The organism is Pseudomonas sp. AN-1 (genome assembly GCF_034057115.1).
GTDB lineage: Bacteria > Pseudomonadota > Gammaproteobacteria > Pseudomonadales > Pseudomonadaceae > Geopseudomonas.
In genome coordinates, this window is sequence record NZ_CP139195.1 from 616404 (window position 1) to 640395 (window position 23992).

The 23992-nt window shown below is 65.3% G+C and carries 25 protein-coding genes and 1 pseudogene; 4 read left to right on the forward strand and 22 right to left on the reverse strand.

Annotated features, from left to right (window positions below):
- Positions 1–5: 5 nt before the first annotated feature.
- Positions 6–620 (reverse strand): TetR/AcrR family transcriptional regulator, encoded by a 615-nt coding sequence (locus SK095_RS02760; protein ID WP_201486966.1) that lies wholly within the window; start codon positions 618–620, stop codon positions 6–8.
- 83 nt (positions 621–703) lie between these two features.
- On the opposite strand from SK095_RS02760, the gene SK095_RS02765 reads away from it, so the two are divergent.
- Positions 704–1750 (forward strand): efflux RND transporter periplasmic adaptor subunit, encoded by a 1047-nt coding sequence (locus SK095_RS02765; protein WP_320547763.1) that lies wholly within the window; start codon positions 704–706, stop codon positions 1748–1750.
- A complete protein-coding gene (locus tag SK095_RS02770) occupies positions 1747–4839 on the forward strand; it encodes an efflux RND transporter permease subunit (protein WP_320547764.1) in 3093 nt (1030 codons plus the stop codon). The genes SK095_RS02765 and SK095_RS02770 overlap by 4 nt, the downstream gene beginning before the upstream one ends.
- 86 nt (positions 4840–4925) lie before the next feature.
- On the opposite strand, the gene SK095_RS02775 is transcribed toward SK095_RS02770, so the two are convergent.
- The 11 genes and pseudogenes from SK095_RS02775 to SK095_RS02825 form a co-directional block, all read right to left on the reverse strand.
- A complete protein-coding gene (locus tag SK095_RS02775) occupies positions 4926–5720 on the reverse strand; it encodes an SDR family NAD(P)-dependent oxidoreductase (protein ID WP_320547765.1) in 795 nt (264 codons plus the stop codon).
- 36 nt (positions 5721–5756) lie between these two features.
- A complete protein-coding gene (locus tag SK095_RS02780) occupies positions 5757–6461 on the reverse strand; it encodes an NAD(P)H-dependent oxidoreductase (protein WP_201486962.1) in 705 nt (234 codons plus the stop codon).
- A gap of 96 nt (positions 6462–6557) precedes the next feature.
- Positions 6558–6914 (reverse strand): 2Fe-2S iron-sulfur cluster binding domain-containing protein, encoded by a 357-nt coding sequence (locus tag SK095_RS02785; RefSeq protein WP_201486961.1) that lies wholly within the window; start codon positions 6912–6914, stop codon positions 6558–6560.
- Positions 6911–7339 carry a tautomerase family protein gene (locus SK095_RS02790; RefSeq protein ID WP_201486960.1) on the reverse strand — a complete coding sequence of 143 codons (429 nt, stop codon included), beginning with the start codon at positions 7337–7339 and terminating at the stop codon, positions 6911–6913. The genes SK095_RS02785 and SK095_RS02790 overlap by 4 nt, the downstream gene beginning before the upstream one ends.
- A 200-nt stretch (positions 7340–7539) precedes the next feature.
- Positions 7540–8295, reverse strand: a complete 756-nt coding sequence (locus tag SK095_RS02795; RefSeq protein ID WP_320547766.1) for an SDR family NAD(P)-dependent oxidoreductase — start codon at positions 8293–8295, stop codon at positions 7540–7542.
- A gap of 53 nt (positions 8296–8348) precedes the next feature.
- Complete coding sequence (gene dmpG / locus SK095_RS02800; RefSeq protein WP_320547767.1) at positions 8349–9401, reverse strand: 4-hydroxy-2-oxovalerate aldolase; 1053 nt, start codon at positions 9399–9401, stop codon at positions 8349–8351.
- Entirely contained in the window at positions 9398–10312 is a 915-nt protein-coding gene (locus SK095_RS02805; RefSeq protein WP_320547768.1) for an acetaldehyde dehydrogenase (acetylating), read from the reverse strand. Before SK095_RS02805 ends, dmpG begins: the two co-directional genes overlap by 4 nt.
- Positions 10309–10524: pseudogene (locus SK095_RS02810) on the reverse strand (tautomerase family protein); the annotation flags it as partial. The pseudogene SK095_RS02810 and the gene SK095_RS02805, both read right to left, overlap by 4 nt.
- Positions 10525–10537: 13 nt before the next feature.
- Positions 10538–11341, reverse strand: a complete 804-nt coding sequence (dmpH, locus tag SK095_RS02815) for a 2-oxo-3-hexenedioate decarboxylase (protein WP_320547769.1) — start codon at positions 11339–11341, stop codon at positions 10538–10540.
- On the reverse strand, positions 11338–12135 hold the full coding sequence (dmpE, locus tag SK095_RS02820) for a 2-oxopent-4-enoate hydratase (RefSeq protein ID WP_320547770.1): 798 nt from the start codon (positions 12133–12135) through the stop codon (positions 11338–11340). The genes dmpH and dmpE overlap by 4 nt, the downstream gene beginning before the upstream one ends.
- Before the next feature lie 122 nt (positions 12136–12257).
- Entirely contained in the window at positions 12258–13718 is a 1461-nt protein-coding gene (locus tag SK095_RS02825; protein WP_320547771.1) for a 2-hydroxymuconic semialdehyde dehydrogenase, read from the reverse strand.
- 642 nt (positions 13719–14360) lie between these two features.
- Between SK095_RS02825 and SK095_RS02830 the strand changes: the two genes are divergently transcribed.
- Positions 14361–15683 (forward strand): hypothetical protein, encoded by a 1323-nt coding sequence (locus SK095_RS02830; protein ID WP_320547772.1) that lies wholly within the window; start codon positions 14361–14363, stop codon positions 15681–15683.
- A gap of 26 nt (positions 15684–15709) precedes the next feature.
- A complete protein-coding gene (locus SK095_RS02835) occupies positions 15710–16402 on the forward strand; it encodes an alpha/beta hydrolase (RefSeq protein ID WP_320547773.1) in 693 nt (230 codons plus the stop codon).
- A gap of 101 nt (positions 16403–16503) precedes the next feature.
- Here the strand turns inward: SK095_RS02835 and SK095_RS02840 are convergent, their stop codons facing one another.
- The 10 genes from SK095_RS02840 to SK095_RS02885 form a co-directional block, all read right to left on the reverse strand.
- Entirely contained in the window at positions 16504–16779 is a 276-nt protein-coding gene (locus SK095_RS02840) for a type II toxin-antitoxin system RelE/ParE family toxin (protein ID WP_320547774.1), read from the reverse strand.
- Positions 16769–17014 carry a type II toxin-antitoxin system prevent-host-death family antitoxin gene (locus SK095_RS02845; RefSeq protein ID WP_320547775.1) on the reverse strand — a complete coding sequence of 82 codons (246 nt, stop codon included), beginning with the start codon at positions 17012–17014 and terminating at the stop codon, positions 16769–16771. Before SK095_RS02845 ends, SK095_RS02840 begins: the two co-directional genes overlap by 11 nt.
- A gap of 110 nt (positions 17015–17124) precedes the next feature.
- Positions 17125–18426 (reverse strand): HipA domain-containing protein, encoded by a 1302-nt coding sequence (locus SK095_RS02850; protein ID WP_320547776.1) that lies wholly within the window; start codon positions 18424–18426, stop codon positions 17125–17127.
- Entirely contained in the window at positions 18426–18755 is a 330-nt protein-coding gene (locus SK095_RS02855) for a transcriptional regulator (protein ID WP_320547777.1), read from the reverse strand. Before SK095_RS02855 ends, SK095_RS02850 begins: the two co-directional genes overlap by 1 nt.
- Before the next feature lie 238 nt (positions 18756–18993).
- Entirely contained in the window at positions 18994–19407 is a 414-nt protein-coding gene (locus SK095_RS02860) for a GFA family protein (protein WP_320547778.1), read from the reverse strand.
- 243 nt (positions 19408–19650) lie between these two features.
- Entirely contained in the window at positions 19651–20709 is a 1059-nt protein-coding gene (locus tag SK095_RS02865) for a phenol 2-monooxygenase domain-containing protein (RefSeq protein ID WP_320547779.1), read from the reverse strand.
- 14 nt (positions 20710–20723) lie between these two features.
- A complete protein-coding gene (locus SK095_RS02870) occupies positions 20724–21080 on the reverse strand; it encodes a phenol hydroxylase subunit P4 (protein WP_092430441.1) in 357 nt (118 codons plus the stop codon).
- 67 nt (positions 21081–21147) lie between these two features.
- Positions 21148–22671 carry a YHS domain-containing protein gene (locus tag SK095_RS02875; protein WP_201486942.1) on the reverse strand — a complete coding sequence of 508 codons (1524 nt, stop codon included), beginning with the start codon at positions 22669–22671 and terminating at the stop codon, positions 21148–21150.
- A gap of 14 nt (positions 22672–22685) precedes the next feature.
- Complete coding sequence (locus SK095_RS02880) at positions 22686–22955, reverse strand: MmoB/DmpM family protein (RefSeq protein WP_090311120.1); 270 nt, start codon at positions 22953–22955, stop codon at positions 22686–22688.
- Positions 22956–22966: 11 nt separating this feature from the next.
- Positions 22967–23965, reverse strand: a complete 999-nt coding sequence (locus SK095_RS02885) for an aromatic/alkene monooxygenase hydroxylase subunit beta (protein WP_320547780.1) — start codon at positions 23963–23965, stop codon at positions 22967–22969.
- Positions 23966–23992 lie beyond the last annotated feature (27 nt).

Genomic DNA, 23992 nt, shown 5'->3' on the forward strand with positions numbered 1-23992 from the left:
CGTCTTCAGACATGGCTCGCCAGGAAGGCCGCCAGCACCCGGCGAGCATGCTGCCGGCAGTCCTCCTCGCTGCCCCGCTCGAGCGGCACCCGGTACTGACCACGCAGCAGGTCAAGCCCCATCACCATGCCCAGCAGCATTTCGGCACTCGCCAGCGGCTCGGGACATTCGATCAGCCCGCTGTGTGCCGCTGCCTCCAGATACTCGGCAAGCAGGCGCTGGGTGTTGGCTGGACCATTGCGGTACACCTCGCCCAGGTCTTGCGCATCCTGTGGGATCGTTCCCAAGGCCTGGATCAGGCGCTGGTGCCGCTCGCTGGCGATGAAGGCGGACAGCGCCTCGATCAAGCCCGCCAGATCCTTGCACAGCTCCTCGCGATTCGCGGGAGTACGGTCGAGGGTCTGGTTGATGGCGAACGCCTCGCTGCTCACCACCGCCCGCAGCAGGTCGTAGCGATTGGCATAGCGGGCATACAGCGTCGCCTTGGAGACGCCGGCGAGGCTGGCCACCCGGTCCATGGTGAGGGCCTTCGGTCCTCCCTCGAATGCCAGTTCCCGCGCGGCTTCGAGAATGTCGCGATCCTTCTGCTGATCGACGGGACGTCCGGCTTTTGCTGACATGGCTGGGAACGCGCTCCGGCTGTTGGCTGTGTCAAAAACATTACTGTACATTACCGTACAGTAAGTCAGGGAAGCCACCGGTCATGCGTGTTTCGTCGCTGTTGTTCGCTCTATGCCTGCCATTTCTCGCCGCCTGCAAGGAGGTACCGGAGTCGCCAGCGACGACCGCCCCGCCGCCGGTCAGGACCGTAGCGGTAAGCGACGACACCGCGACCACGCTCGGCTTGTCCGGCACGGTGCGTGCGCGAGTCGAGTCGCCGCTGGCGTTCCAGGTCAGCGGGCGCATCACCCGGCGCCTGAGCGACGCCGGCGAGGCGGTACGCGCCGGACAGACGCTTTTCGAGCTGGACGTCCGCGACCTCGAGCAACAGGTCCGCGCGGCGGCGGCCGACCAGGCGGCGGCCAGCGCGGCGCTCGCCACCGCCGAGGCCGACCTCGCCCGCCATCGCCAACTGCAGGCGAGGAGCTTCGTCAGTGCGCAGGCCTTAGAGCGCGCCGAACTCGCCCGCCACGAAGCCAGCACCCGCCGCGATGCGGCCGCGGCGCGGCTGGCCCAGGCCCGCAATGCCCTCGACTACGGCCGCCTGCAGGCGCCGGCGGCTGGGGTGCTGATCGACGTGACCGGCGAAGCCGGCCAGGTGGTCGCCGCCGGGGAGCCGGTCGCCCTGCTCGCCCAGGCCGGCGAACGCGAAATCGAGGTGTTCTTTCCCGAAGGCGTGCCCCCGCGGCCAAATGGCAAACTGGTCGCCGCGGACGGCTCGTTGCTGCCGCTGCACCTGCGCGAAACCGCCGGCGCCGTCGATGCCCAGGGGCGTACCCTGCGCGCCCGCTACACGGTGCTGGAAGGTGCGCAGGGCCTACAGCTCGGCGCGGTGCTGCGTACCCGCTTCGCCGCGGATGCCGCCGGTGGCGCCTTCTCGGTGCCCATCGGTGCCATCGACGAGCGCGGCCAGGGCGCCCAGGTCTGGCGTCTGCTCGACGGCCGCGTGAAGGCGGTCGCGGTCAGCGTGCTGGAGGTCAGTGGCGAAACCGCGCGGATCCGCGGCCCGCTGGCGGTCGGCGAACGTCTGGTCGCCCTCGGTACCCACCTGCTCAGCGAGGACATGGCGGTGCGGGAGCTGGCCCGATGAGCTTCCCCAACCTGTCCGCGCTCGCCGTGCGCGAGCGCGCGCTGACCCTGTTCCTGCTGGTCCTGGCAGCCCTGGCCGGCGTCCAGGCCTTCCTCAGTCTCGGCCGCGCCGAGGATCCTGCCTTTACCGTGCGGGCCATGCTGGTCACCGCCATGTGGCCGGGCGCCACTCCCGAGGACATGCAGACCCAGGTGGTCGACCGCCTGGAGAAGCGCATCCAGGAAGTGGAAAACCTCTATCGGATCGAGACCACCATCCGTCCCGGGCAGGCCACCCTGCAGGTCGAGTTCCAGGATTACATCCCGCAGGACCAGGTCCCCAAGCTGATCTACGAAGTGCGCAAACGCATGCAGGACGAGGCGGCCAGCCTGCCGCGCGGGGTGATCGGCCCCATCGTTCAGGACGATTTCGGCGACGTCTATTTCACCCTGATCGCCCTGACCGCCCCGGGCCTGCCGATGCACGAACTGACCCGCGATGCCGAGGCGATCCGCGACCGCCTGCAACGCGTTCCCGGCGTGCACAAGGCCTTGCTGCTGGGCGAACGCACCGAGCGCCTCTACGTCGAGTTCGACAATGCCCGGCTGAGCAACCTAGGCGTCGATCCGCAGGCGATCTTCGCCGCCATCGACGCCAGCAACCGCCTGCTGCCGGCCGGGCGCATGGAAACCGACGGCCCGCGCCTGCACCTGCGCCTGGATGCCGACCTCTCCGACCCCGAACAGTTGGCCGGCGTGCCGGTACGGGTCGGCGACCGCGTGCTCAGACTCGCCGACATCGCCGACATCCGCCGCGGCTACGAGGACCCGCCCAGCTACCTGGTGCGCTCGCGCGGACAGGATGCGCTGCTGCTCGGAGTGATCATGAACAAGGGCGAAAACGGCCTGGACCTGGGCGAGCGGCTGGCCGCCTTCCTCGAGGCCGAGCGCCAGCGACTGCCGCTGGGCATGTCGCTCGAGGTGCTCACCAACCAGGCGGAGGCCATCGACCAGGCTGTCAGCCTGTTCCAGATCAAGTTCCTGGTGGCGGTTGCCGTGGTGGTCGCGGTCAGCGTGCTGGCCATCGGCCTGCGCGCCGGCCTGATCGTCGGCATCGCCGTTCCACTGACCCTTGGCCTGACCTTCCTGGTGATGATGCTGATGGACATCAACCTCGACCGCGTGACCCTGGGAGCCCTGATCATCGCCCTGGGTCTGCTGGTCGACGACGCGATCATCGCCGTGGAGATGATGCTGGTGAAGATGGAACAGGGCTGGGACCGTGTCCGTGCCGCGGCCCATGCCTGGACGGTCACCGCCGCGCCAATGCTGTATGGCACCCTGGTGACGGTGGCCGGCTTCTTCCCCATCGGCTTCGCCCGCTCCGGCGTCGGCGAGTACGCCGGAAACATCTTCTGGGTGCTGGCCATCGCGCTGCTGGCGTCCTGGCTGGTCGCTGTGGTGTTCGCCCCCTACCTGGGCGTGAAGCTGCTGCCGGCCCGCGCCAGCGGGACCGAGCACGGCCACGCCGGCCTCTACGACACCCCGCTGTACCGGCGCCTGCGCGACCTGATCGGCTGGTGCGTGACCTGGCGCAAGAGCGTGGTTGCCGCGACCGTGGCACTGCTGGTGCTGTCGGTAGCTGGCATGGCCCTGCTGGTGGAGAAGCAGTTCTTCCCCGGCTCGGACCGCCCGGAGGTTCTGGTCGCCGTGTACCTGCCGCAGGGCAGCAGCATCGGCGCCACGGATGCCACGGTGCGAAAGCTCGAGGCGATCCTCTCCCCGCTGCCGGAGGTGCGCAGCCTGTCCGCCTACGTCGGTGCCGGCGCGCCGCGCTTCTTCCTCGGCGCCAACCCGGAGCCGCCCTCGCCTGCCTTCGCCAAGCTCATCGCCGTGGCGCAGGATCCCGCGGCGCGCGACAAGGTCATGGCCACCCTGCAACGGCACATCGCGCAGGGTGAGTTCCCCGAGGCGCGGGTGCGGGTCTACAAGCTGCTCTACGGCCCGCCGGTGATCTGGCCGGTCGCCTTCCGGGTGTTCGGCCCCGATCCGCTGGTCCTGCGCGACATCGCCCACCGGGTACGCACGGTGATGGCGGCCGATCCGCACGTGGTCGAGCCGCACCTGGAATGGGACGAGCGCGCCCCGGTACTGCACCTGGTCATGGACGTGGAGCGCCTGCGCCTGCTCGGCCTGACCCAGCAGGAGGTGGCCCGTCAGCTGCAGTTCCAGCTCGACGGCGTGGCGGTCACCCAGCTGCGCCAGGATGTCCGCAGCGTCGAGGTGATCGCCCGCGGCAGCAGCGACGGCCGGAGGCTCGACGCCGACAGCCTCTCCAGCCTGGAAGTGCTGGGCGGTGACGGCCGCAAGCTGCCGTTCAACCAGCTCGGCCGGGTCGAGGTGCGCTTCGAGGACCCGCTGATCAAGCGCTACAACCGCGAAGCCGTGCTGACCGTGCAGGGCGACGTGCAGGGTGCCCAGCCCAACGACGTCACCGCCACCCTGTGGCGGGCGCTGGCCGAGGTCCGCAGTGAACTGCCGGAGGGCTACCGCATCGGCATCGCCGGCGCGGTGGAGGAATCGGGCAAGGCGGACGCCTCGATCCAGAAGCTGCAGCCGGCGATGGTGGCCTTCATGCTGATCCTGATCATGCTGCAGATGCGTTCCTTCTCCGGCACCTTCATCGTGCTGGCCACCGCCCCGCTGGGGCTGATCGGCGCGGTGCTTGCCCTGCTGCTGTTCGACCAGCCGTTCGGCTTCGTCGCCCTGCTCGGCCTGACCGGCCTGGCCGGCATCCTGATGCGCAACACGCTGATCCTCACCCAGCAGGTGGCCGACAACTTCGCTGCCGGCATGCCGGCGTTCGAGGGCGTGGTGGAAGCGGCGGTGCAGCGCGCCCGACCGGTGCTGCTCACCGCACTGGCCGCCGCCCTGGCCTTCATCCCTCTCACCCAGGACAGCTTCTGGGGACCACTGGCCTACGTGCTGATCGGCGGCGTGGCGGTCGGCACGGCGATCACCTTGCTGTTCGTGCCGGCGCTGTATGCGCTGTGGTTCCGCCTGGAGCCGGCCCGGCACAGCGCCACCAGCGGCCTCAGCCTGTCGACCTAATGACAGGCTGAGGCCCGGCGCTTTCGCCGGTCAAGCCGGCCGGACAGCCCCGCCTGCGGCCACTCGGTCTTCGTAAGCACCCCTGATCAGGCGATGCTCTCGACTATCCCGCCATCGACCCGCAGCGCGGCGCCGGTGGTGGCGCTGGCCTGCGGCGAGGCGGCGTAGACGCACAGGCTGGCCACCTCCTCGGGACTGGCGAAGCGGCGGATCAGCGTCGAGGGACGGTTCTCCTTGAGGAACAGCGCCTCCATCTCCTCCAGGGACACGCCGCGCTCCCTGGCCATCTGCGTGAAGAAGGTGGTCACCCCCTCGGTGCGGGTCGGCCCGGGCAGGATGCTGTTGACGGTCACCCCGCTGCCGGCCAGCACCTTGGCCAGGCCGCGCGACACGCCCTGCAGCGCCGCCTTGCTGACCCCGTAGTGGACCATCTCGGCGGGGATGTTCAGCGCCGACTCGCTGGAGATGAACTGGATGCGCCCCCAGCCGCGCTCCTGCATGCCGCGGGCGTAATGGCGCGACAGACGCACGCCGCTCATCACGTTGATCTGGAAGATCTCCTCCCAGTCGGCATCGCTGATGTCGCTGAACGCCTTGACTCCGTAGACGCCGAGGTTGTTGACCAGGATATCGGCCTGCGGCTCGGCGGCGATCAGCGCCCGGCAGCCTTCGGCTGTGCCGACATCGGCCACCACGCCACGGGCCAGCTTGCCGGCGCGGGTGTCGCGCAGGCGGGCCAGGGCGGCGTCGACCCGGCCCGCCTCGCGGCCACAGACCACCACGCTCGCACCGGCGTCGGCCAGCCCCCTGGCGATGGCCAGACCGATGCCGCCGGTGGAGCCGGTGACGATGGCGGTCTTGCCGGAAAGGTCGATGATCATCAATGAACTCCTGTAATTGTGGGTGAGTGAACGGCTTCAGCGCGCCAGCGGCAGCAGCCGCTCGTCATAGTCGGCGAGGCTGGGGAAGCGCAGCGCTTCGAGGTTGTCGAGTGTAGCGAGGTGCTGCCGGTAGTCGGCGAGGATCTGCCCCCGCGCCTCGGTGCTGACGTAGGGCACGTGGTAGCCGATGAACGGCGGCAGCACCGCGAAGCCGCAGTAGGCCAGGCTGCCCTGCAACAGCGGGCGCAGCAGGGTATGGATCTCGCCGTGGATGGCCCCGGCGCCGAACATGTGTTCGCGCCCGCCGAGGGTCAGCGTCACCAGGGCACGCTTGCCGCACATGCCGCCGCGGTCGTAGATGCGCTTGCCGCCGTAGAACACCCCGGAAATCATCACCCGGTCGATCCAGCCCTTGAGGATCGCCGGCGTGGAGAACCAGTACAGCGGGAAGTTGAGGATCAGCAGGTCGCACCACTGCACCTTGGCGATCTCGGCGGCGATGTCCGGCGCCAGGGTGCCGGCCTCGTAGTTGTGGCGCTGCTCCAGGGCGTAGACCAGGTAGTCCGGGTTGGCCCGCGAGCCGAAGTCAGCGGCGCTGGCCACCGGGTTCCAGTCCATCGCATGGAGGTCGGAGACCTGCACCTCGTGGCCGGCGGCGCTCAACTGCTCGACGGCGCAGTCCTTCAGCGCGCTATTGAACGAGCGCGGCTCGTTGTGGGCGTGGACGATCAGTACCTTCATGCGCGCTTCTCTCCTGTTGGCGAATCGGTCCGAGGGCAATCATGCGGTGGCGAATTCATTCGCCAAAGTACCCCGAAAAGACGAATGAATTCGCCCCTACAGGGTCAGGTGATTTCCCGGCGCTTTGGTCGGCGCCAGCGGCATCGAGCCCTTGCACACCGCCTTGTGCAGCTTGCCCACCACTTTCAGGCTCAGGTCGCTCTGCGCCTGGATGCAGCAGGCCAGCACGGTGCCGTGCTCCTGCTCGTCGAGGCTGACATGCCCGCGGCTCATGGTGCGGGTGGTGCGGTAGTCGCCGCTGGTGACCTGCACCTTGCACACCCCGCAGCCGCCGCCGCGGCAGCCGACCGGAATACCCTTGCGGCCGAGCCTGGCCATACCGTTGAGCACGGTTTCCTGCTCGTCGCAGGCGTAGCGCTCGCCGGTATCCTCGATATGGATCTCGTGTTTCATGCGACGCCCTCCCCGGCTGCGGCGCGTGCCGCCACTTCCTCGGCGCGCAGCACGCTGGCCGGCGCGCCGCCGATGGACCAGTCCTCCGGCGCCACCCGCTGGCAGCGGCCGCGCACCAGCTCGCGGCGCACGCCGAGCACCTCCACCAGCAGCTCGGTGAAACCCCGGTGCAGGCGCTGGCGATCCTCCAGCGCACGGCCGTCGAGGACGATGAATTCGAAGAACGGTGCGTGCAGGCCGTTGCTGCTGCACGGCGCACCGGCGACAGCGAACTGGCTGGCGGGATAGGTGGTGATGAACGCCCGCACCCGCTCCATGGGTGCCTTGAGCACTTCGCTGTAGAGGCGCGAAGCCTCGACCAGCAGGCGTTCGTCCTGCTCCGCGGAGCTATGCCCCGCCAGCAGATGGAAGTTCACGACAGGCATGGCGCATCTCCATTGTTGTTATTGGCGCGGTCAGTCGGGGCTCGCGTAGGGTGCGCCGCGCGCACCGCAAGCCCACGCATACCATCGGTGCGCATGGCGCACCCTACATTGTTGTTATTTGCGCAAGCGGTCCAGCTCCAGCGTAGGGCGCGCCGCACACACCGCAAGCCTCCGCGTACCCTCGGTGCGCATGGCGCACCCTACGGCAGCCCCCGACGCCGCCCGGAATCCAGCATCAGGGTCGAGCCGGTCATCGCATCGGCTTCCGGCGCCAGCAGCAGGGACACCGCCCAGGCGACCTGCTGCGGGGTGGTCAGCGCGCCGAGCGACGACTCGGCGCACATCTCCGCCAGCACCGCCGCCGGATCGATGCCACGCAGCGCGGCGCGGTCGGCGGCGACGCGGTGCAGGCGCTCGGTGTCGGCCGGGCCGGGGGCGATCAGGTGCGCGGTGATGCCGCGCGGGCCATAGGCCAGGCTGAGCTGGCGGCTGGCGTTGGCCAGCGCGGCGTTGGCCACCCCGGCCGCCGCCGCGTAGGCGGTCGGCTCGAAGCCGTAGTGGCCGCCGATGGCGACCAGCCGCGAGCCCTTGACCAGCCGCGCGTCCACCGCGCGCACCAGGCGCAGCAGGCCGCCGACCTTGATGTTCACCGCATCGACCAGTGCGCTGGTTGGCGCATCCAGCACGCCGCCGGCCACCGCCACGCCCGGCCCGTGCACGATCATGCGCACCGGGCGGTCGACCGCGGCGGCGATCTGGGCGATGGACTCGTCGCTGGCAATGTCGGCCACGCAGGCAATCACGCCGGGATGGCGGCTGGCCAGCGCGTCGATGCTCACGGCGCTGCGCGCCACCGCCACCACGTCCAGCCCGCTGGCACACAGCTTGGCGACTATCGCTTGACCGAAGGCGCCGGTGGCGCCGACCACCACGGCCAGTTCGTTGCTCGCACTCATGGTCACCTCCATAAACAGCAACGCCGGACAGGTTGCCCCGTCCGGCGTCGGCATCAGGCGCTCTTCAGCAGCCCGCGCTCCTTGGCCATGGTCATCGCGGTGTCGAGGATCATGTCCTCCTGGCCGCCGATCATCTTCTTGCGGCCCAGCTCGACCAGGATGTCGCGCGCCGGCACGCCGAAGCGCTCGGAGGCGCGCTTGGAGTGCAGCAGGAAGGTCGAGTAGACGCCGGCGTAGCCGAGGGTCAGCGACTCGCGGTCGACGCGCACCACGTGCTCCATCATCGGCACGATGATGTCCTCGGCCACGTCCATCAGCTTGAACAGGTCGACGCCGGTGTCGATGCCCATGCGCTCGCACACCGCGGCGAACACCTCCAGCGGAGTGTTGCCGGCGCCGGCGCCGAGGCCCGCAGCCGAACCGTCGATGCGGCTGGCGCCGGTCTCGATGGCGGCGATGGAGTTGGCGATGCCCATGCCCAGGTTGTGGTGGCCGTGGAAGCCGATCTCGGTTTCCGGGTTGAGCACCTCGCGCAGGGCGCCGATGCGCGCCTTGACGTCCTCGGGCAGCATGTAGCCGGCCGAGTCGGTGACGTACACGGTCTGCGCGCCGTAGGACTCCATCAGCTTGCCCTGCCTGGCGATGCCTTCGGCATCGTTGAGGTGGGCCATCATCAGGAAGCCGCTGGTATCCATGCCCAGCTTGCGGGCGAAGGCGATGTGCTGTGGCGAGGTGTCCGCCTCGGTGCAGTGGGTGGCGACGTGCACGCTGCGCGCGCCGCAGTCGTAGGCCGACTGCAGTTCCTTCATGGTGCCCAGGCCCGGAATCAGCAGCACCGAGACCTTGGCCTGCTTCATCTGCGCGGCGACCGCGCTGATGTACTCCTCGTTGCTGTGCGGGGCGAAGCCGTGCTGCAGCGAGTTGCCGCCCAGGCCCGCGCCGTGGGTGACCTGGATGTAGGGCACGCCGGAGGCGTCCAGGGCGGTGGCGACCTTGACCATCTGCTCGATGCTGATCTGCTCGCGCTTGGCGTGCATGCCGTCGCGCAGGCACATGTCGTGGAGGATGACCTTGCGGCCTTTGAGACTGTTGGACTGGCTCATCACGCAACCTCCGGGGTTGGCAGCTGGATCGTTCCGGCAAGGATCTCCTCGGCGAACATCTCAGCGGTACGGGTGGCCGCCGCGGTCATGATGTCGAGGTTGCCGGCGTAGGTCGGCAGGTAGTCGCCGAGGCCGGCCACTTCCATGAACACCGCCACCTTGTTGCCATCGAACAGCGGGCCGTTGACCAGCCGGTAGCCCGGCACGTACTTCTGTACCTCGCCGATCATTTCGAGGATCGAGGCGGTGATGCGCTCCTGGTCCGGCTCGTCGTCGGTCAGGCAGGAGATGGTGTTGCGCATGATCATCGGCGGCTCGGCCGGGTTGATGATCGCCAGGGCCTTGCCCTTGCGCGCGCCGCCAACCTTCTCGATGGCGTTGGAAGTGGTGTAGGTGAACTCGTCGAGGTTGGCGCGGGTGCCCGGGCCGATCGACTTGGACGCCAGGCTGGCGACGATCTCGGCGTAGCCGACGCTCTGGATGCGCGACACCGCGTGGACCACCGGGATAGTCGCCTGGCCGGCGCAGGAGATCATGTTGACGTTCATCTCCAGCTTCTCGGCGTGCTGACGCAGGTTCACCGGCGGCACGCACAGCGGGCCGATGGCCGCCGGGGTCAGGTCGATCATCAGCACGCCCAGCTCGTTGAGCTTGCGGCTGTTCTCGGCGTGCACGTAGGCGCTGGTGGCGTCGAAGGCGATCTGGATGTTGTCCTCCAGCACGTGGGGCAGCAGGCCGTCGACGCCGTCGCTGGTGGTCTTCAGACCCATGTCGCGGGCGCGCGCCAGGCCTTCGGACTCGGGGTCGATGCCGACCATCCATACCGGCTCCAGCACTTCGCTGCGCTGGATCTTGTAGATCAGGTCGGTGCCGATGTTGCCCGAGCCGATCAGCGCACAGCGGATCTTCTTCATTGTCCCTGCTCCTGCAGCGCGGCGCGCTGCGGCTTGCTCAGGCCGGCGACGTAGAACTCGTACTCGCGGTGTTCGGTGATCAGGATGCGCACGGTTTCCGGGCTGCAATCCAGGCTGTCGGCGACCGCGGCGGTAACGGCAGCGGCGACGCGCTGCTTCTGCTCGACGGTGCGGCCTTCGATCATGTGCATTTCGATGATGGGCATGGCTGTATTCCTATTGTTGTTATTCGATGAAGCGCATCGACACGGAGCCCAGCTCCTGGAAGCGCGCGACCACGCTGTCGCCCGGCTTGACCGGCACGGCCTCGGTGATCCCGCCGCTCATCACGAAGCTGCCGGCCGGCAGGTTCTCGCCCAGCTCGGCGAGGATGTTCACCAGCATCGCCACCGCCTCGGCCGGGTGACCGAGCACCGCAGCGCTGGCGCCCATGCCGACGATCTCGCCGTTCTTCTCCATCACCACGCCGAGGGTGCGCAGGTCGAGGTCCTCGACGTAGCGCGGACGACCGCCGCCGACGAAGCGCGCCGAGGAGCCGTTGTCGGCGATCACGCTGGCCAGGTCGAACTTGAAGCCGGAGAAGCGCGAATCGATGATCTCCACTGCCGGCAGCACGTAGTCGGTGGCGGCCAGCACGTCTTGCGCGGTGCAGCCTGGGCCCTGCAGGGTTTCCTTCATCACGAAGGCCACCTCGCACTCGACGCGCGGGTGCACCAGGTCGCCGGTGGAGATCGCCGAGTTCTCCGGGCGCGCCATGCGGTCGGTGAGGAAGCCGATGGAGGGCACGCTGACGCCCATCTGCTGCATCTTCGCCTTGGAGGTCAGACCGGCCTTCCAGCCGACCAGCTTGTGGCCCTTGGCGATGAAGCGGCGGCGCAGCTCGCTCTGCACGGCGTAGCCGTCGGCGATGGTCATGTCCGGGTATTCGTCGGTGAGCTTGGGGATCGCGTAGGCGCGGGTCTGCGCGCCTTCGACGCGCTCGCACAGGCGCACGATGTCCTCGCGGGACAGGGTGATGTTGTTGCTCATGCTGCGCTCCTCCCGGAAAACTTCACCCGGCAGCTACCGAGGCCGCCGACCGTGCACACCAGCTCGTCGCCATCGACCACCGGTACCAGCGCCGACTGCGAACCGGAGAGGATCACCTCGCCGGCCTTGAAGGGGATGCCCAGCTCGCCGAGGGTGTTGGCCAGCCAGGCCACCGCGTTGGCCGGCGAGCCCTGCACCGCGGCGCCGACGCCGGTGGAGAAGATCTCGCCGTTCTTTTCCAGCACCATGCCGGCCAGGGTCAGGTCCAGCTTGCGCGGGTCGCCCTTGGTCTTGCCCAGCACGTACACGCCGCAGGAGGCGTTGTCGGCCACGGTGTCCTGGATCTTGATCTGCCAGTTGGTGATGCGCGAATCGACGATCTCGAAGCACGGCAGCACGTAGTCGGTGGCGCGGATCACGTCCATCGCGGTGATGCCCGGCCCCTTGAGGTCGTGCTTGAGCACGAAGGCCAGCTCCGCCTCGGCCTTGGGCTGGATCAGGCCGCCGAGGTCGATGGTGTCGCCCTCCTGGTAGACCATGCCCGAGGTGAGGATGCCGAAGTCCGGCTGGTATACGCCGAGAAAATCCTGCACCGGCTTGCTGGTGGCGCCGATCTTCTTGCCGACCACCGTCTCGCCGGCCTCGAGGCGGCGCGCGACGAAGCGCTGCTGGATGCGGTAGGCGTCCTCGATGGTGATGTCCGGCTCGCGGCTCAGCAGCGGCGGCACCGCACGGCGGGCGACGAAGGCTTCGTACAGCTCGTCGCCGTATTGCTCGATCTTGTTGTTGTCCATGTCTGTGTCCCGTGGGGGCGAAGGCAATCGAATGTCCGGGCCGGCTCTCGTAGGGGCGAATTCATTCGCCTTAACGCGATCTCTTGGCGAATGAATTCGCCCCTACAGGCCCGCAGCGCGACTTACAGCTTCACGCAGACGTTGCGCGTCTCGGTGTAGAACTCCAGCGAGTGCACACCACCCTCGCGGCCGATGCCGGACTGCTTGGAGCCGCCGAACGGGGTGCGCAGGTCGCGCAGGAACCAGCTGTTGATCCAGGTGATGCCCACCTCGACGCGCGCCGCCATGCGGTGGGCGCGGGCCAGGTCGTTGGTCCAGATGGTGGTGGACAGGCCGTAGACGTTGTCGTTGGCCAGCGCCACTACCTCGTTCTCGCTGTCGAACGGACGGATGTGGCAGCACGGGCCGAAGATTTCCTCGCGCACCACCGCCGCGTCGTCGGCGAGGCCGGTCCAGATGGTCGGCTGCACCCAGGAACCCTCGGCCAGCTCGCCCGGCATCTCCGGCACGCCGCCGCCGGTGACCACGGTGGCGCCCTCTTCCACCGCCTTGCGGTAGTAGGACAGCACCTTGTCGCGGTGCTCCTGGCTGATCAGCGGGCCATAGTTGGCGTTGTGATCGTCCGGGCGGCCGAACTTCACCGCCTCGGCCTTGACCTTCAGCGCCTGCACGAAGCGCTCGAAGATCGGCCGCTCGACGTACACGCGCTCGGTGCCCAGGCACACCTGCCCGGAATTGAGGAAGGCGGAGCGGAAGATGCCCTCCACCGCCGCGTCGAAGTCCGCGTCGGCGAACACGATGCCGGCGTTCTTGCCGCCCAGCTCGAAGGACACGTCGCGCATGCCTTCCGAGGCCGCTTTCATTATCGCCGCGCCGGTACGGGTCTCGCCGGTGAAGGTGATGGCGTTGACGCCCGGATGCTGGGTGAGGAACTCGCCGGCCGAATCCGGACCGAAGCCGTGCACCACGTTGTACACGCCCTTGGGGATGCCCACGGCGTTCATCACCTCACCGAGCAGCGCGGCGGTCTGCGGCGACTCCTCGGACGGCTTGACGATCACGGTGTTGCCGCAGGCCAGCGCCGGGCCGACCTTCCAGGTCATCAGCATGAACGGTGCGTTCCACGGGCAGATCACCCCGATCACGCCCTTGGGCACGCGCATCGAATAGTTGAGCGCGCCGCGACCGTCCGGGGTGGCCATCTGGAAGGATTCGCTGGGCACGTTCTTGATCACGTCGGCGAACACCTTGAAGTTGGCCGCGCCGCGCGGAATGAACACATGCTTCATCACGTGCGCGGGCTGGCCGGTGTCGGCCATCTCGGCCTCGACGAAGTCGTCGAAGCGGCGGGTGATCTCGTTGGCCACGCCGTACAGCAGCTCGACGCGCTGGTCGGTGGTCAGCCCGCCCCACTCGCCGTTGAGCGCGCCACGCGCGGCTTTGACCGCCGCATCCACCTCGGGACGGCCGGCTTCGCTGATCGAAGCGATCACGCGGTTATCGAGCGGCGAACGCTTGTCGAAACGCTTGCCGCTGGCAGCGGCGACGTACTCGCCGGCGATGAAGTTCTCAATCTTGCGCATGGTCACTCCGCGTTGTTGTTCTGGGGGTGGCCAGCCTGGGCGACCGGGGTGGTGGTCGGAGGGGGCTCGGCCTTGGGAGTGAGCATAAGGAGGGGTGGCGATACCGGCTAATACTTTGTTTCTTCATAATAGATACCTTCAAGGTATCGATGCGGGTGTATCAACCTCTGGCCAAAACAGCTCTCAACCGCTCAAAATCGGGCTTCTGCAACCGACACCAGATTGGTGCCGACATCGTTGAGACAAGGAGAAGTCCGCCATGCCCCCCTGCAAAACCGTGTCGATCTCTTTGACAAGTTGGATCCTGTGCCTGAAAAAGGCCGCTGGATGCGGCAACCGAGGAGGATGGCATAACGACAACAAAAACATCTTTCGGTAGCACGAGGTCAGATCGGGATCACCCGCGAGCTGCTCTTCAAGGGGCGCCAGCGCCTAATCCCCAACGGGCAGTCGGTACCCTTCGCAGCCAGCTAAAGGGAATGATGATTGGTAGGAGGCTATAGATTTTGGGTATCTAAAGAGCCTCAAGATTAATACTTAAAACGACTACGACAGATGCCCATGCAAGAATCAAAGTTTTTCACAGCAATCGAAACGTCCAACACCATATAAAATCTACCACGAAGAAAAACGTAAATCTTGATGAGCCCGACAAACATGTCAGAATATTCATTAGAAAATATCGCAGAAAACATACACTTTACCAAAACAAAAGAATACTTCGAAGAAGTGTTGTCATCCTATCAAAACAAAAATTATCGCTCCGCCGTGGTTATGCTTTGGTCGGTAGCCATATGCGACATAATATACAAACTTCAGCACCTAATTGACCTATACGATGACGGCCCCGCAAAAGAAATAATTTCCGAAATCACCGCACTCCAGACATCCGACCCAAAATCCCCCGCTTGGGAGGTCAAATTAGTTGATGATGCTTTTAGCAAGACAAACCTACTTGACTCTCCTGAATATGAAAACCTGAGATACCTTCAAAAACAAAGACACCTCTCTGCACACCCCATCTTAAACCAAGAAAGAGAACTACATTCCCCAAACAAAGAAACCACAAGAGCACTAATAAGAAACACTCTTGAAGGGTTGCTAATAAAACCCCCATTCTACACTCAGAAAATACTCAATGAGTTTCTTGGCGATCTATCGGAAAGCAAAGACGCATTAAACACAAGGGAGAAAGTAAAACAGTATATCGAGAGCAGATATCTCAAGCGCCTCAAGCCAGAGATGGAACTATCAATATATCGCTCCCTCTGGAGATTTATCTTTAAGCTAGAAAATGAAGATTGCAATACCAACAGAAAAGTCAACTTTAACGCTCTAGAAGTGATTGGATCGAGGCACGCAGGTCGATTAGAGAACTTGATCAAGCGGGAGCAAGATTACTATAGCAACATCGCAGCAGGCGGCATGGCTTTAGTATATCTAGCCTATTATCTATCAAGAAATCCGTCTCTTTACAACCATTTATCCGATGACGCAAAGCTTAAGATTCAACACTGCATCGACACCAACGAAGTTGGTAAAACTGTCGGCTGGTTCGTAAAAGACAGCCTAAACAAACATTTCGAAGACATCCTTGAGTGGGTTGAAGGAAAAGACCATCCGACCCTCAATGAAGAGCAGTGGGATATCCTATTTTCCATTGAGGACTCAGAGGAGTGGCAGCAGAGTTGCTGCAGACTAGCAAGTGCCTATTATTGCTGCGCCCGTAGCTTCGATGGCGCAGACACTAGATTCCTTGCCGCCCTGGAACCAAGACTCCAATTATTCAACATTGAATCTTTCATATTTCTACTTGAGAAGATTGAACGAAATGATCAAAACTATGGCCGAGGCCGAGCCAGCATAGACCACCCAAAAATCAAAAACAGAATCATAGAGCTGGATAAAGATTTTGATCTTAGTCGTTTCCCTAACTTCTCCAGAAGACTAATTGACAATGAATGAGCTTGAAATAAAAAAATCAAACTTCAATGACTGAGCGCGCCGCGCTGCCGCCTTCTGCTTCTCCTATGAAGGCGTCTAAGGCTTCAGCGTCCAGGAGCCGCCAAACCCTCGCCCTCTTTATCGGCGGCGCCGGCGACAAGAAGCCCTATTACCTCGCCGGCCCCTACCGCAACATCTGCTGCGCCCAGGAACCGTTCGACCGGCGCATCGAGGAGGCCGGGCACGCGGACGGCTACCAGTCGCTCTACCTGGGTTATCACGAGGTATGGAGCGCGTCGGCCATCGGCCGGCTGCTGGCGGCCGAGGTGCATGACAAGAGCACGCCCATCTATATCGTCGGCCACAGCCTCGGCGCCTGGAGCGGTGCGCATCTGTCGCAGCGGCTCAGCGAATGGGGCTATCGGGTGGAGATGCTGGTGACCCTGGACCCGGTGGGTTCGGGACTGCTGGTGCGGCTGAGCTCGCGGATTCCCTACCACCGGCCGGCGCCGCGCAGCCACTGCTGGATCAACGTGCGCGCCGAGCCGGGGCGGTCGAACGCTTCGGATCTGGTGGCGCAACTGGGGCGCAAGTGGCATGTCGCCGGCGAGCCGGATATCGACGAGGCGGTGGACACCAACCACGCCAATGCCTGGGCGCTGTTCTGCAATCCGCTGCACGATGGCCGCTCGGCGGCCGACTGCATGTTCGAGTCGATTGTCGGCCAGTTGCGTGGCTGATACGGCAGGCAAGGCGGAATCCGTGCGCTCGCAAGGTTTTTATCCTGCGCCCGACTATCGGTGGCCCACTTTAAGCCAGCCGCAGGGCGGCACCTGAGCAACTACCGTCCCCTCGCCTTCTCGTAGGCCGCGCCGCGCTCGCACTTGCCCACGGCGACCACGACCACGCGCTCGTCCTCCACCCGGTACACCAGCCGGTAGCCCGAGGCGCGCAGTTTGATCTTGTAGTGGTTTGGCATCTCGCGCAGGGCGTCGGTCTGCACCCTGGGCAGTTCCAGGCGCTCGCGCAGTTTCTTCTTCAACTGCTCGCGCCCGGTGTGGCCCAGCTTCTCCCACTCCTTCAGCTCGGACGGCAGGAACTCCAGGCTATAGGTCATCCAGACTCACCGGCACGGGCGTCTCGCCGGCACGGGCGCGGGCGATTTCGGCCAGTTCAAGGTCTTCCAGGCGCTCGATCATCGCCTCGTAGAGCTCGGCCGGCACCAGGTAGCCCATCACCCGGTTGTGGTTGAGCACCGCCACCGGCCCACCATCGGCGCCGCCGATCACCGCGGAGGGGTTCTTCTTCAGCTCGGATACGCTGACGGCCTTGTCGGCCAGTACGCTTTGCATGGGCAGGACTCCTTTTCAGGTCTTTATATTGGTCTTTTTGACTGAAAGGAGGCAAGGCGGCAGGCTGCCGCTGGTCTGCGGATCTGTTCATCGATGGCGCCGGTTCGGCGTCACTTCAGACGCGCCACCTGCTCGACGATCACCACATGGAGGATGGTCCGCAGGCAGCGCAGCTCGCCGGCAAAGGTGGCCGCCAGCTCCGGGCGCTGGGCGATCAGCTCGGCATTCTCCCGCTCGACCTGCGCATAGAGCGCCTGCGCCTCGCCGGCGATCTTGTCCTTCAGGCTGTCCAGCAGGCGCGCGACCGTGGCCGGCTTGATGCGCATGGCCTCCCCCGCCTCCATCAGGCAGCAGCGGTCGATCTCGGCGATCCGTGCACGCCCCTCCAGTGGCCAGGCCAGCGTCGTCGCTGCGGGCCAACGGGTTTGGCCGAACGCCGGCGTGTCGTACACGGCGGTGCAGATCAGGTCGTAGAACGGCGCCAGCTGGATGCCGGTCGAGGACACCAGGAAGCTGAGGTTCTTCAGGTGCGCGTCGGTGTTGCCCACCAGCACGTTGAATACCAGCCACTGGAACAGCGCCGTGCGCGCCACCGCCGCGCTGCGGCATGCGCCCGCCAGCTCCACCAGCCGGCCCACGCTGCCTTCGAGGTACTTGTAGGCCGCGCTCAGCCCCAGCACCTGGCAGGCGTCGATGCTGTGCAGGCGGCGCCAGCCGTCGGTGCCCTGCTGCCGGTCGAAGCGCTCGATCAGGTACACCGGCTGGGGCACGTAGCGGCGCTCCACTCTTGGCACCGTAAGGCCGAGGCGTCTGGCCAGCTTCATGACGAACCACTCGTTGATCACCGAGTGCGCATAGGACAGATGCGGATGGTCGGGTTTGAGGATATGCGTCGAAGGCGTCCGCCCGGACGGCTCGTACAGCTGACCGTCCTGCAGCACCACCGCCAGCTTGTGCTGGGCGCCGGCCAGCGACATGCGCTTAAGCGCGCCTTCGACCAGCGGCACGCTGGGCATGGCGGCGATGCGCGCGCTCAGGTCGGCATCGCCCAGCGGCCGCAGGCCGCCCTCGCCCTGCTCGCTCCCCGGAGGGAGCAGGGTCAGCGAGCCGGCGGATTCCGCCCCATAGTGGCCGAGCAGACCGAACGCATCGGCGCCATCCACCTTGGCGGCGTTGGCCAGCAGCACCCGCTGGCCTTCCTCGGGCAACAGGTTGTCGAAGTACCACTGCACCAGCCGTCGAGTGCTGCCGTCCTGCTGCTCTTCAGGTTGCAGGGGCAGGCCGGGGCACAGAGCGAAGTTGCGCGATGCCTCCAGCCAGGCCGGCGCATAGCGGAACGACCAGATGCCGTCGCGGTCGCTCAGGGTGCCGATCTGCTGGCGGTCGATCCAGGCCAGTAGCGTGCGCTCCATCAGCGATCCCCCTCAGGCCCGGCCTGCCCGGCCGTCTTCGCCTTGAGGGCGCCCCTGGCACGCTGCTTGCGGGCGTGCAGTTGCTGCGCCGCCGCGAGCTGACTTGCCACTTCGTCGGGGACATCCAGGATCACTCGGACGCCCAGCCCCTCCAGCACCTGGAACAGCTTCCCCCATTGCACGCTTTCGCCGCCGCTCTCGACCTTGCCCATGAAGGACTCGCTGACACCGATGCTGCCGGCGGCGTCGTCCTGGCGAATAGCGTGGGCTTTGCGGCTGGCTCGCACCACGGGGCCGATGTCTTCGGCGGAATCGATTTCGATGCGCATGATGGAATCCCTGTGTTCGCAAGGATTTCGGGCAAACGCAGGGGTGGTCTGCGGCCAATCCTTGTGATCGCAAGGATTTCACGTGGAATGCAGCAAGGCAATGCCTAATCCGTGCGAGCGCACGGATTTTTACCATTAAAGCGCTGAAATCCCAGAACCCCTGCGCTCGCAAGGATTAAGGGGCCAGCGAGCTGTCGATGGCCCAAGGCGCGCTCACGCGCACCTCGGCCGGGACTGCTTAGCCAGGCATCCTGGCAAAGTGCGGCAGATCGTCCAGCGGCCTGCCCCACGGCTGGGCGCTGTCGCAGTAGATGTGCATGGTGGGGCTGACGGCGGCCGGGTCGTCGAGGCTGGCGGCGCGGACGAATTGCAGGTCGGGCAGCACGCTCACGTCCGAGAACAGCGGCGAGCCGCAGTCGGGGCAGAAGTGGCGGACCACAGGATTGCCACTGTCGCCGGCAGTGGCGTAGGTGTTGGTCAGTCCCACGTGGCGAAAGGTCGCGCGAGGCACGGCGAACACCGTGGACATGGCGGCGCCGCTGGCGCGCTGGCAGTCGCGGCAATGGCAGTGGGCGACTATGACCGGCTCGGCCGCAGTTTCGTAGCGCACTGCGCCGCAGGCGCAGCCGCCGACCAGTTTGTTTTCACTCATTCTGTCTCTCCTTGCTCTGTAGCCCCAGAAACCGACCGCCCGGGAACGGCGCAATACCACATGAGCGCCTGAGCGGTGGGTCCGCTGTAGGGGCGAATTCATTCGCCAGCGTGGTCCCGGTCAGGCGAATGAATTCGCCCCTACAGGGGGATGTAATCACGCACCAGCGTTCCCGCGTGGGCAGTGCAGTTCCGCGTGTACCCCAAAAAACCGGCCGCCCGTGGGCGGCCGCAAAGGGGTGGCTCAGATCGCCTTGAACAACGGGCTGCGCACCTGCTGGGCATCGGCCGCCGAGATGAACTTCTCGGTGTAGATGTCGCGCTCGAACAGGCGGCCCTGCATCAGGGTGGTGATGCAGGAGTCGATCATCAGCGGCGGGCCGCACAGGTAGGCCTTGTGGCCGCGGAAGTCGTTGGCGAAGTATTCCTTTGCCGCCTCGTGGACGAAGCCGCGGAAACCCTGCCAGTCGGTGCCTTCCGCCTCGTGGGAGAGCGCCGGCACGTACTTGAAGTTGGGGTACCGTTCGGCTAGGGCGAGGAACTCGTCGTGGTAGTACAGCTCGCTGAGGTTGCGCTGGCCGTAGATCAGGGTGATCGGCTTGGCGAAGCCCTCGGCCAGCAGGTCGAGGATCATCGAACGCGGGCTGGACAGGCCAGAACCGCCGGCCATGAAGATCACCGGCAGGTCGGCGGACTTCTTCACGAAGAAGCGTCCGTAGGGACCGGTCAGGTGTACCCGCTCACCCACCTTCATCTGCTCGTGCACGTAGAGGGTACCGCGCCCGCCAGGCACGACGCGGATGTTCAGCTCCAGCTCATCGGCACCCGGCACGCTGGCGATGGAAAACGCCCGGCTGCCGATGCCGTCTGGCAGCATCAGGTTGATGTACTGGCCGGCCTGGAACTGCACGCCTCCGGCGTCTTCGAGCTTGATCCAGACACCCTTGATGGTCGGCGTCAGCGATTCGATACGGCTGACGGTGCCGTAATAGTCACGTACCGGCAGGTTCAGCGAATCCGGATCTTCCTCGATCTCGGCTTCGATGGTGATGTCGCCCTGCGCGGTGGCGCAGCACGCGAGGCACTTCTGCTCCTCGCGCTCGAAGTCCATCAGGGCGAAGGTGGAGGCTTCGCCCTGCTCGATCTCGCCGTCGGTGACCTGCACCTTGCAGGTGGCGCATAGGCCATGGCCGCAGGCGTGTGGCAGGTAGATGCCGGCGCGCAGCGCGGCGTCGAGGATGGTCTGACCTTCCTCGATCTCGATGGTCTGGCCAAGCGGCTCAATGGTCAGTTCGTAGCTCATGGCGCGCCCTCCTCTCAGTTCACCGGAACCAGGCTGTTCAGGCCCGGGGTGCGCATGCGCAGCTGTTCCTTGTGGCCGATGCCGTTGGCCTCCAGGCTGGCGGCATAGTCCGGCACCCACGGCTGGTTGCCCTTGAGCCACTGGACCGTGTTCCAGTCAATGGCGGCGGCGTCCGGGTCAGCCTGCAGCAGCGGTTGCAGCTGCTGGTCGATCAGTTCGCCGAGGGTGGTTTGCGGGTCGGCGCGAAGCATGATGGGCGCGCAGATCAGCAGGTGGTGGTCCCAGCTGATGAACAGCAGCTGCTTGCCCTTGTAGTTCTCCAGCGCGTCACGGGAAACGCCTATGTATTCTTTGCGGGAAACGACGGCCATTTTGATCTTCCTTCTTATTTTGTTCGCGGGCAGTGGCCGGAGCGAACCCCGGCCACGCCGTCGGGCGTTACTGGTTGGAGGTGGCCTGGGCGCGCCACTGCTCGAAGTTCTGGCGGTCCTGGGAAGTGACGTAGTCGCCGTTGTCCTGGCCATTTTTGAGGAAGGCCCAGTCCATCCAGGCACCCAGGTCGCCATCGACCGGATCGCGCATCAGCGCCGGCATCGGCAGCCAGGCCTGGATGTACTTCTCCGGCTCGTTGTCGAAGATGTCCTTACAGCCGTCGGAGCAGAAGTGGTACTTCTCGCCCTTGTAGACCGACTCGCGATGGCAGGTCATGGTCGGGTCGCCGGGCTCGGTGAACACGGTGGGCAGCTGGCAGCACTGGCACAGCTTGGACAGGCCGAAGTTGTTGAACGGCGCGCCGGTGGCGGCTTCGTGCTTCTTGATGTGCTCCCAACGCGGACGGTAGTACTTGTCGAAGGTGGTCGGATACTTCTTCGACAGCCAGTCCATGTCCTCGTCGGACGGGATCCACACGTGGAAGGCGGTGCCGAACTTCCACTGGTACAGCGCCAGCATGAACTGGTGGGAAATGTGGTCCACCGCTTCCTCGGCCTGATCCCAGCCCTTCGGCGGACGGATGCCGTAGCGGGCCAGGTCCTTGAACAACGCGCCGCCGTTCTCCACGCCGTAGATGTTCCAAGCCTCGCGCCAGCTCATCACGCGCTTGGGCAGCATGTAGTCCATCATGGTGCTGACCAGGCCCAGCACGCGGAAACCGCGCCAGAACCACTTGTCGATCCAGCCCTGGACGATCGGCAGGTTGTCCGGATCCTGCTCGAGCATGAACTTGATGCACTCGAGGCCCAGGGTCATGTGCCGCGCCTCGTCGGACTGCGACGAGAAGCCGAAGGTGACGGTGGCCATGTCGCCGTTGTAGGCGGCGCCGGACATGAACGGCACGAACAGCAGGTTGGTCAGCACGTATTCGAAGCTGAAACCGATGGCAATCATGAACTCGAACGGGCCGGCGGCCATGGCGTCGTCGAAGAACGAGCGGGCCACCGAGGTGTACCAGATACGGTCACGATGCTCGGCGAAGGCGTGGAAGCCGTTGTAGAACTTGTTGTAGTTGGACAGCGCGTGGATCTGCGTCTGCGCGTGGCGGATCTCGTCGATGGCCTGCATCTGGCAGGCGACCTGGGTGCCGACACCAGGGAACTCGCGACCGACGCGGGCGAAGCCTTTGTGGGCGCTGTACTCGCCGGGGCTGATGGCCTGCAGGAATATCCTCAGCGCCGACAGGTAGCGGGCGTCGGTGATCTGCAGGTGGCCGTTGTTCTGCGCATGGGCATCTATGATGGCGTAGAACTTGCGCTCCTTCTCGGCCTGGTACTTCCAGTAGGAGTCCATGGTCAGGCGGAAGGGGTCTTCCCACTTGTCCCAGTCGTGGATCTTGATGCCTTCATACTGCACGTAGGGGAACACTTCCTCTTTGGTGCGATAAGTTGGCTCCCAGCCCAGATCGCGGGTGAACAGCTTGTACTTGTCTTTCAGGCTCAGCTTCTTGTTGGCAGCTTTCATGTCCATGGCGGAGTCCTCGCTCACTCGTTCCAGGTCAGGGTCAGGGTGTCTTCGTCTTCGTCGACGTTACCGGACAGCGTGATCAGATTGATCTGCAGTTCCTGCAGGTCGTAGCTGCGGCCGAGCTGCTCCTCGATGGTGTCCTTGCGGATCACCAGTCGGCCGGGCGCGTTGATCTTGACCATCGCCGGTTCGCGGTTGACCACCGCCTGGGGGTTGTCGAGCTCGATCGCTTCGATGATCGGGCGGGTTTCTTCGTTGGCTTGCAGGGCAATGAATACGGTGGACATGGGTGAGCCTCTCAGAGCGCGATGCCGGTTTTTTCGATGCGCGCCTTGAAGGCGGCTACTTGTTCGCTGACCAGGTCGTCGGCGTCGGCGTCGGCGCCGAACACCTGCTCGACCACCGGCAGCACGGCGGATGCCGCGCGGCACTTCCAAGCGTTGATCCACTCCTGCAGCTGGGCACGGTTGTGCTCAGACTCGCCGGCGGCGACCTTGAGCACGGCATCGACCCACTTCTTGGTTTCGTCGAACCAGTCGCTCATGAACTGGGTGAGCATGGCCACGGTGGAACCGCCCTTGCTCGACAGGTGGTCGTCGACGATGCGCTCGTAGACCAGCGGATAGAGCAGGCCGTCGAGGGCGACGTTCTGCGCCACGAACAGCTCGAACGGATCGCGCAGCGCCAGGCAGTCTTCGACGTAGCGGCGCAGCGGCTGCCAGGCCTCGCCGTCGAGCCAGGCGGACTTGCCAGCCTCCAGCGCCTCGGTGCCACCGAGCAGCAGGCCCAGGCGCGACAGGTACTGGGCGATGCCCAGGTTGTCCATGGCTTGGTAGATGCACGGCTGGGTGAAGGTGGTGGCGTAGCCGTAGCCGCAGATGAAGGTGTTGTTCTGGTTGGCGCCCCAGGCGGCGTGGCGCAGCGGCACCAACAGGTCGAGGGCCAGCTGGCGCAGCTCGGCCGGCAGTAGGTCGGCCAAGCCACGGCTTTCGACGAAGGCAAAGTTGGCCTCCATGCTGTCCTGCTGGCGGGCACGGGTCAGGGTGTAGGTGCTGTAGTAGAACTGGCGCGGATCCTTGAGGGCGTACCAGTCCTGCATGACGATCTTGGTGATGCTGGTGTCGTACAGCTCCTGATCCGGATCCCAGGTCGGACGGTAATGCAGGTTCTCGGCTGCCTGGATGTCGTAGCTGCCTTCCTGGTAGCGCGAGGCCGGCTTGTCACCAAAGCGGCGGACCAGGTGGTCGAAGGTGTTGCGCAGCGGCTGGATGCTCACCGTGCGAAGGTCGATTTGCATGCTCGTTCTCCTGCTGGCACTGCGCGT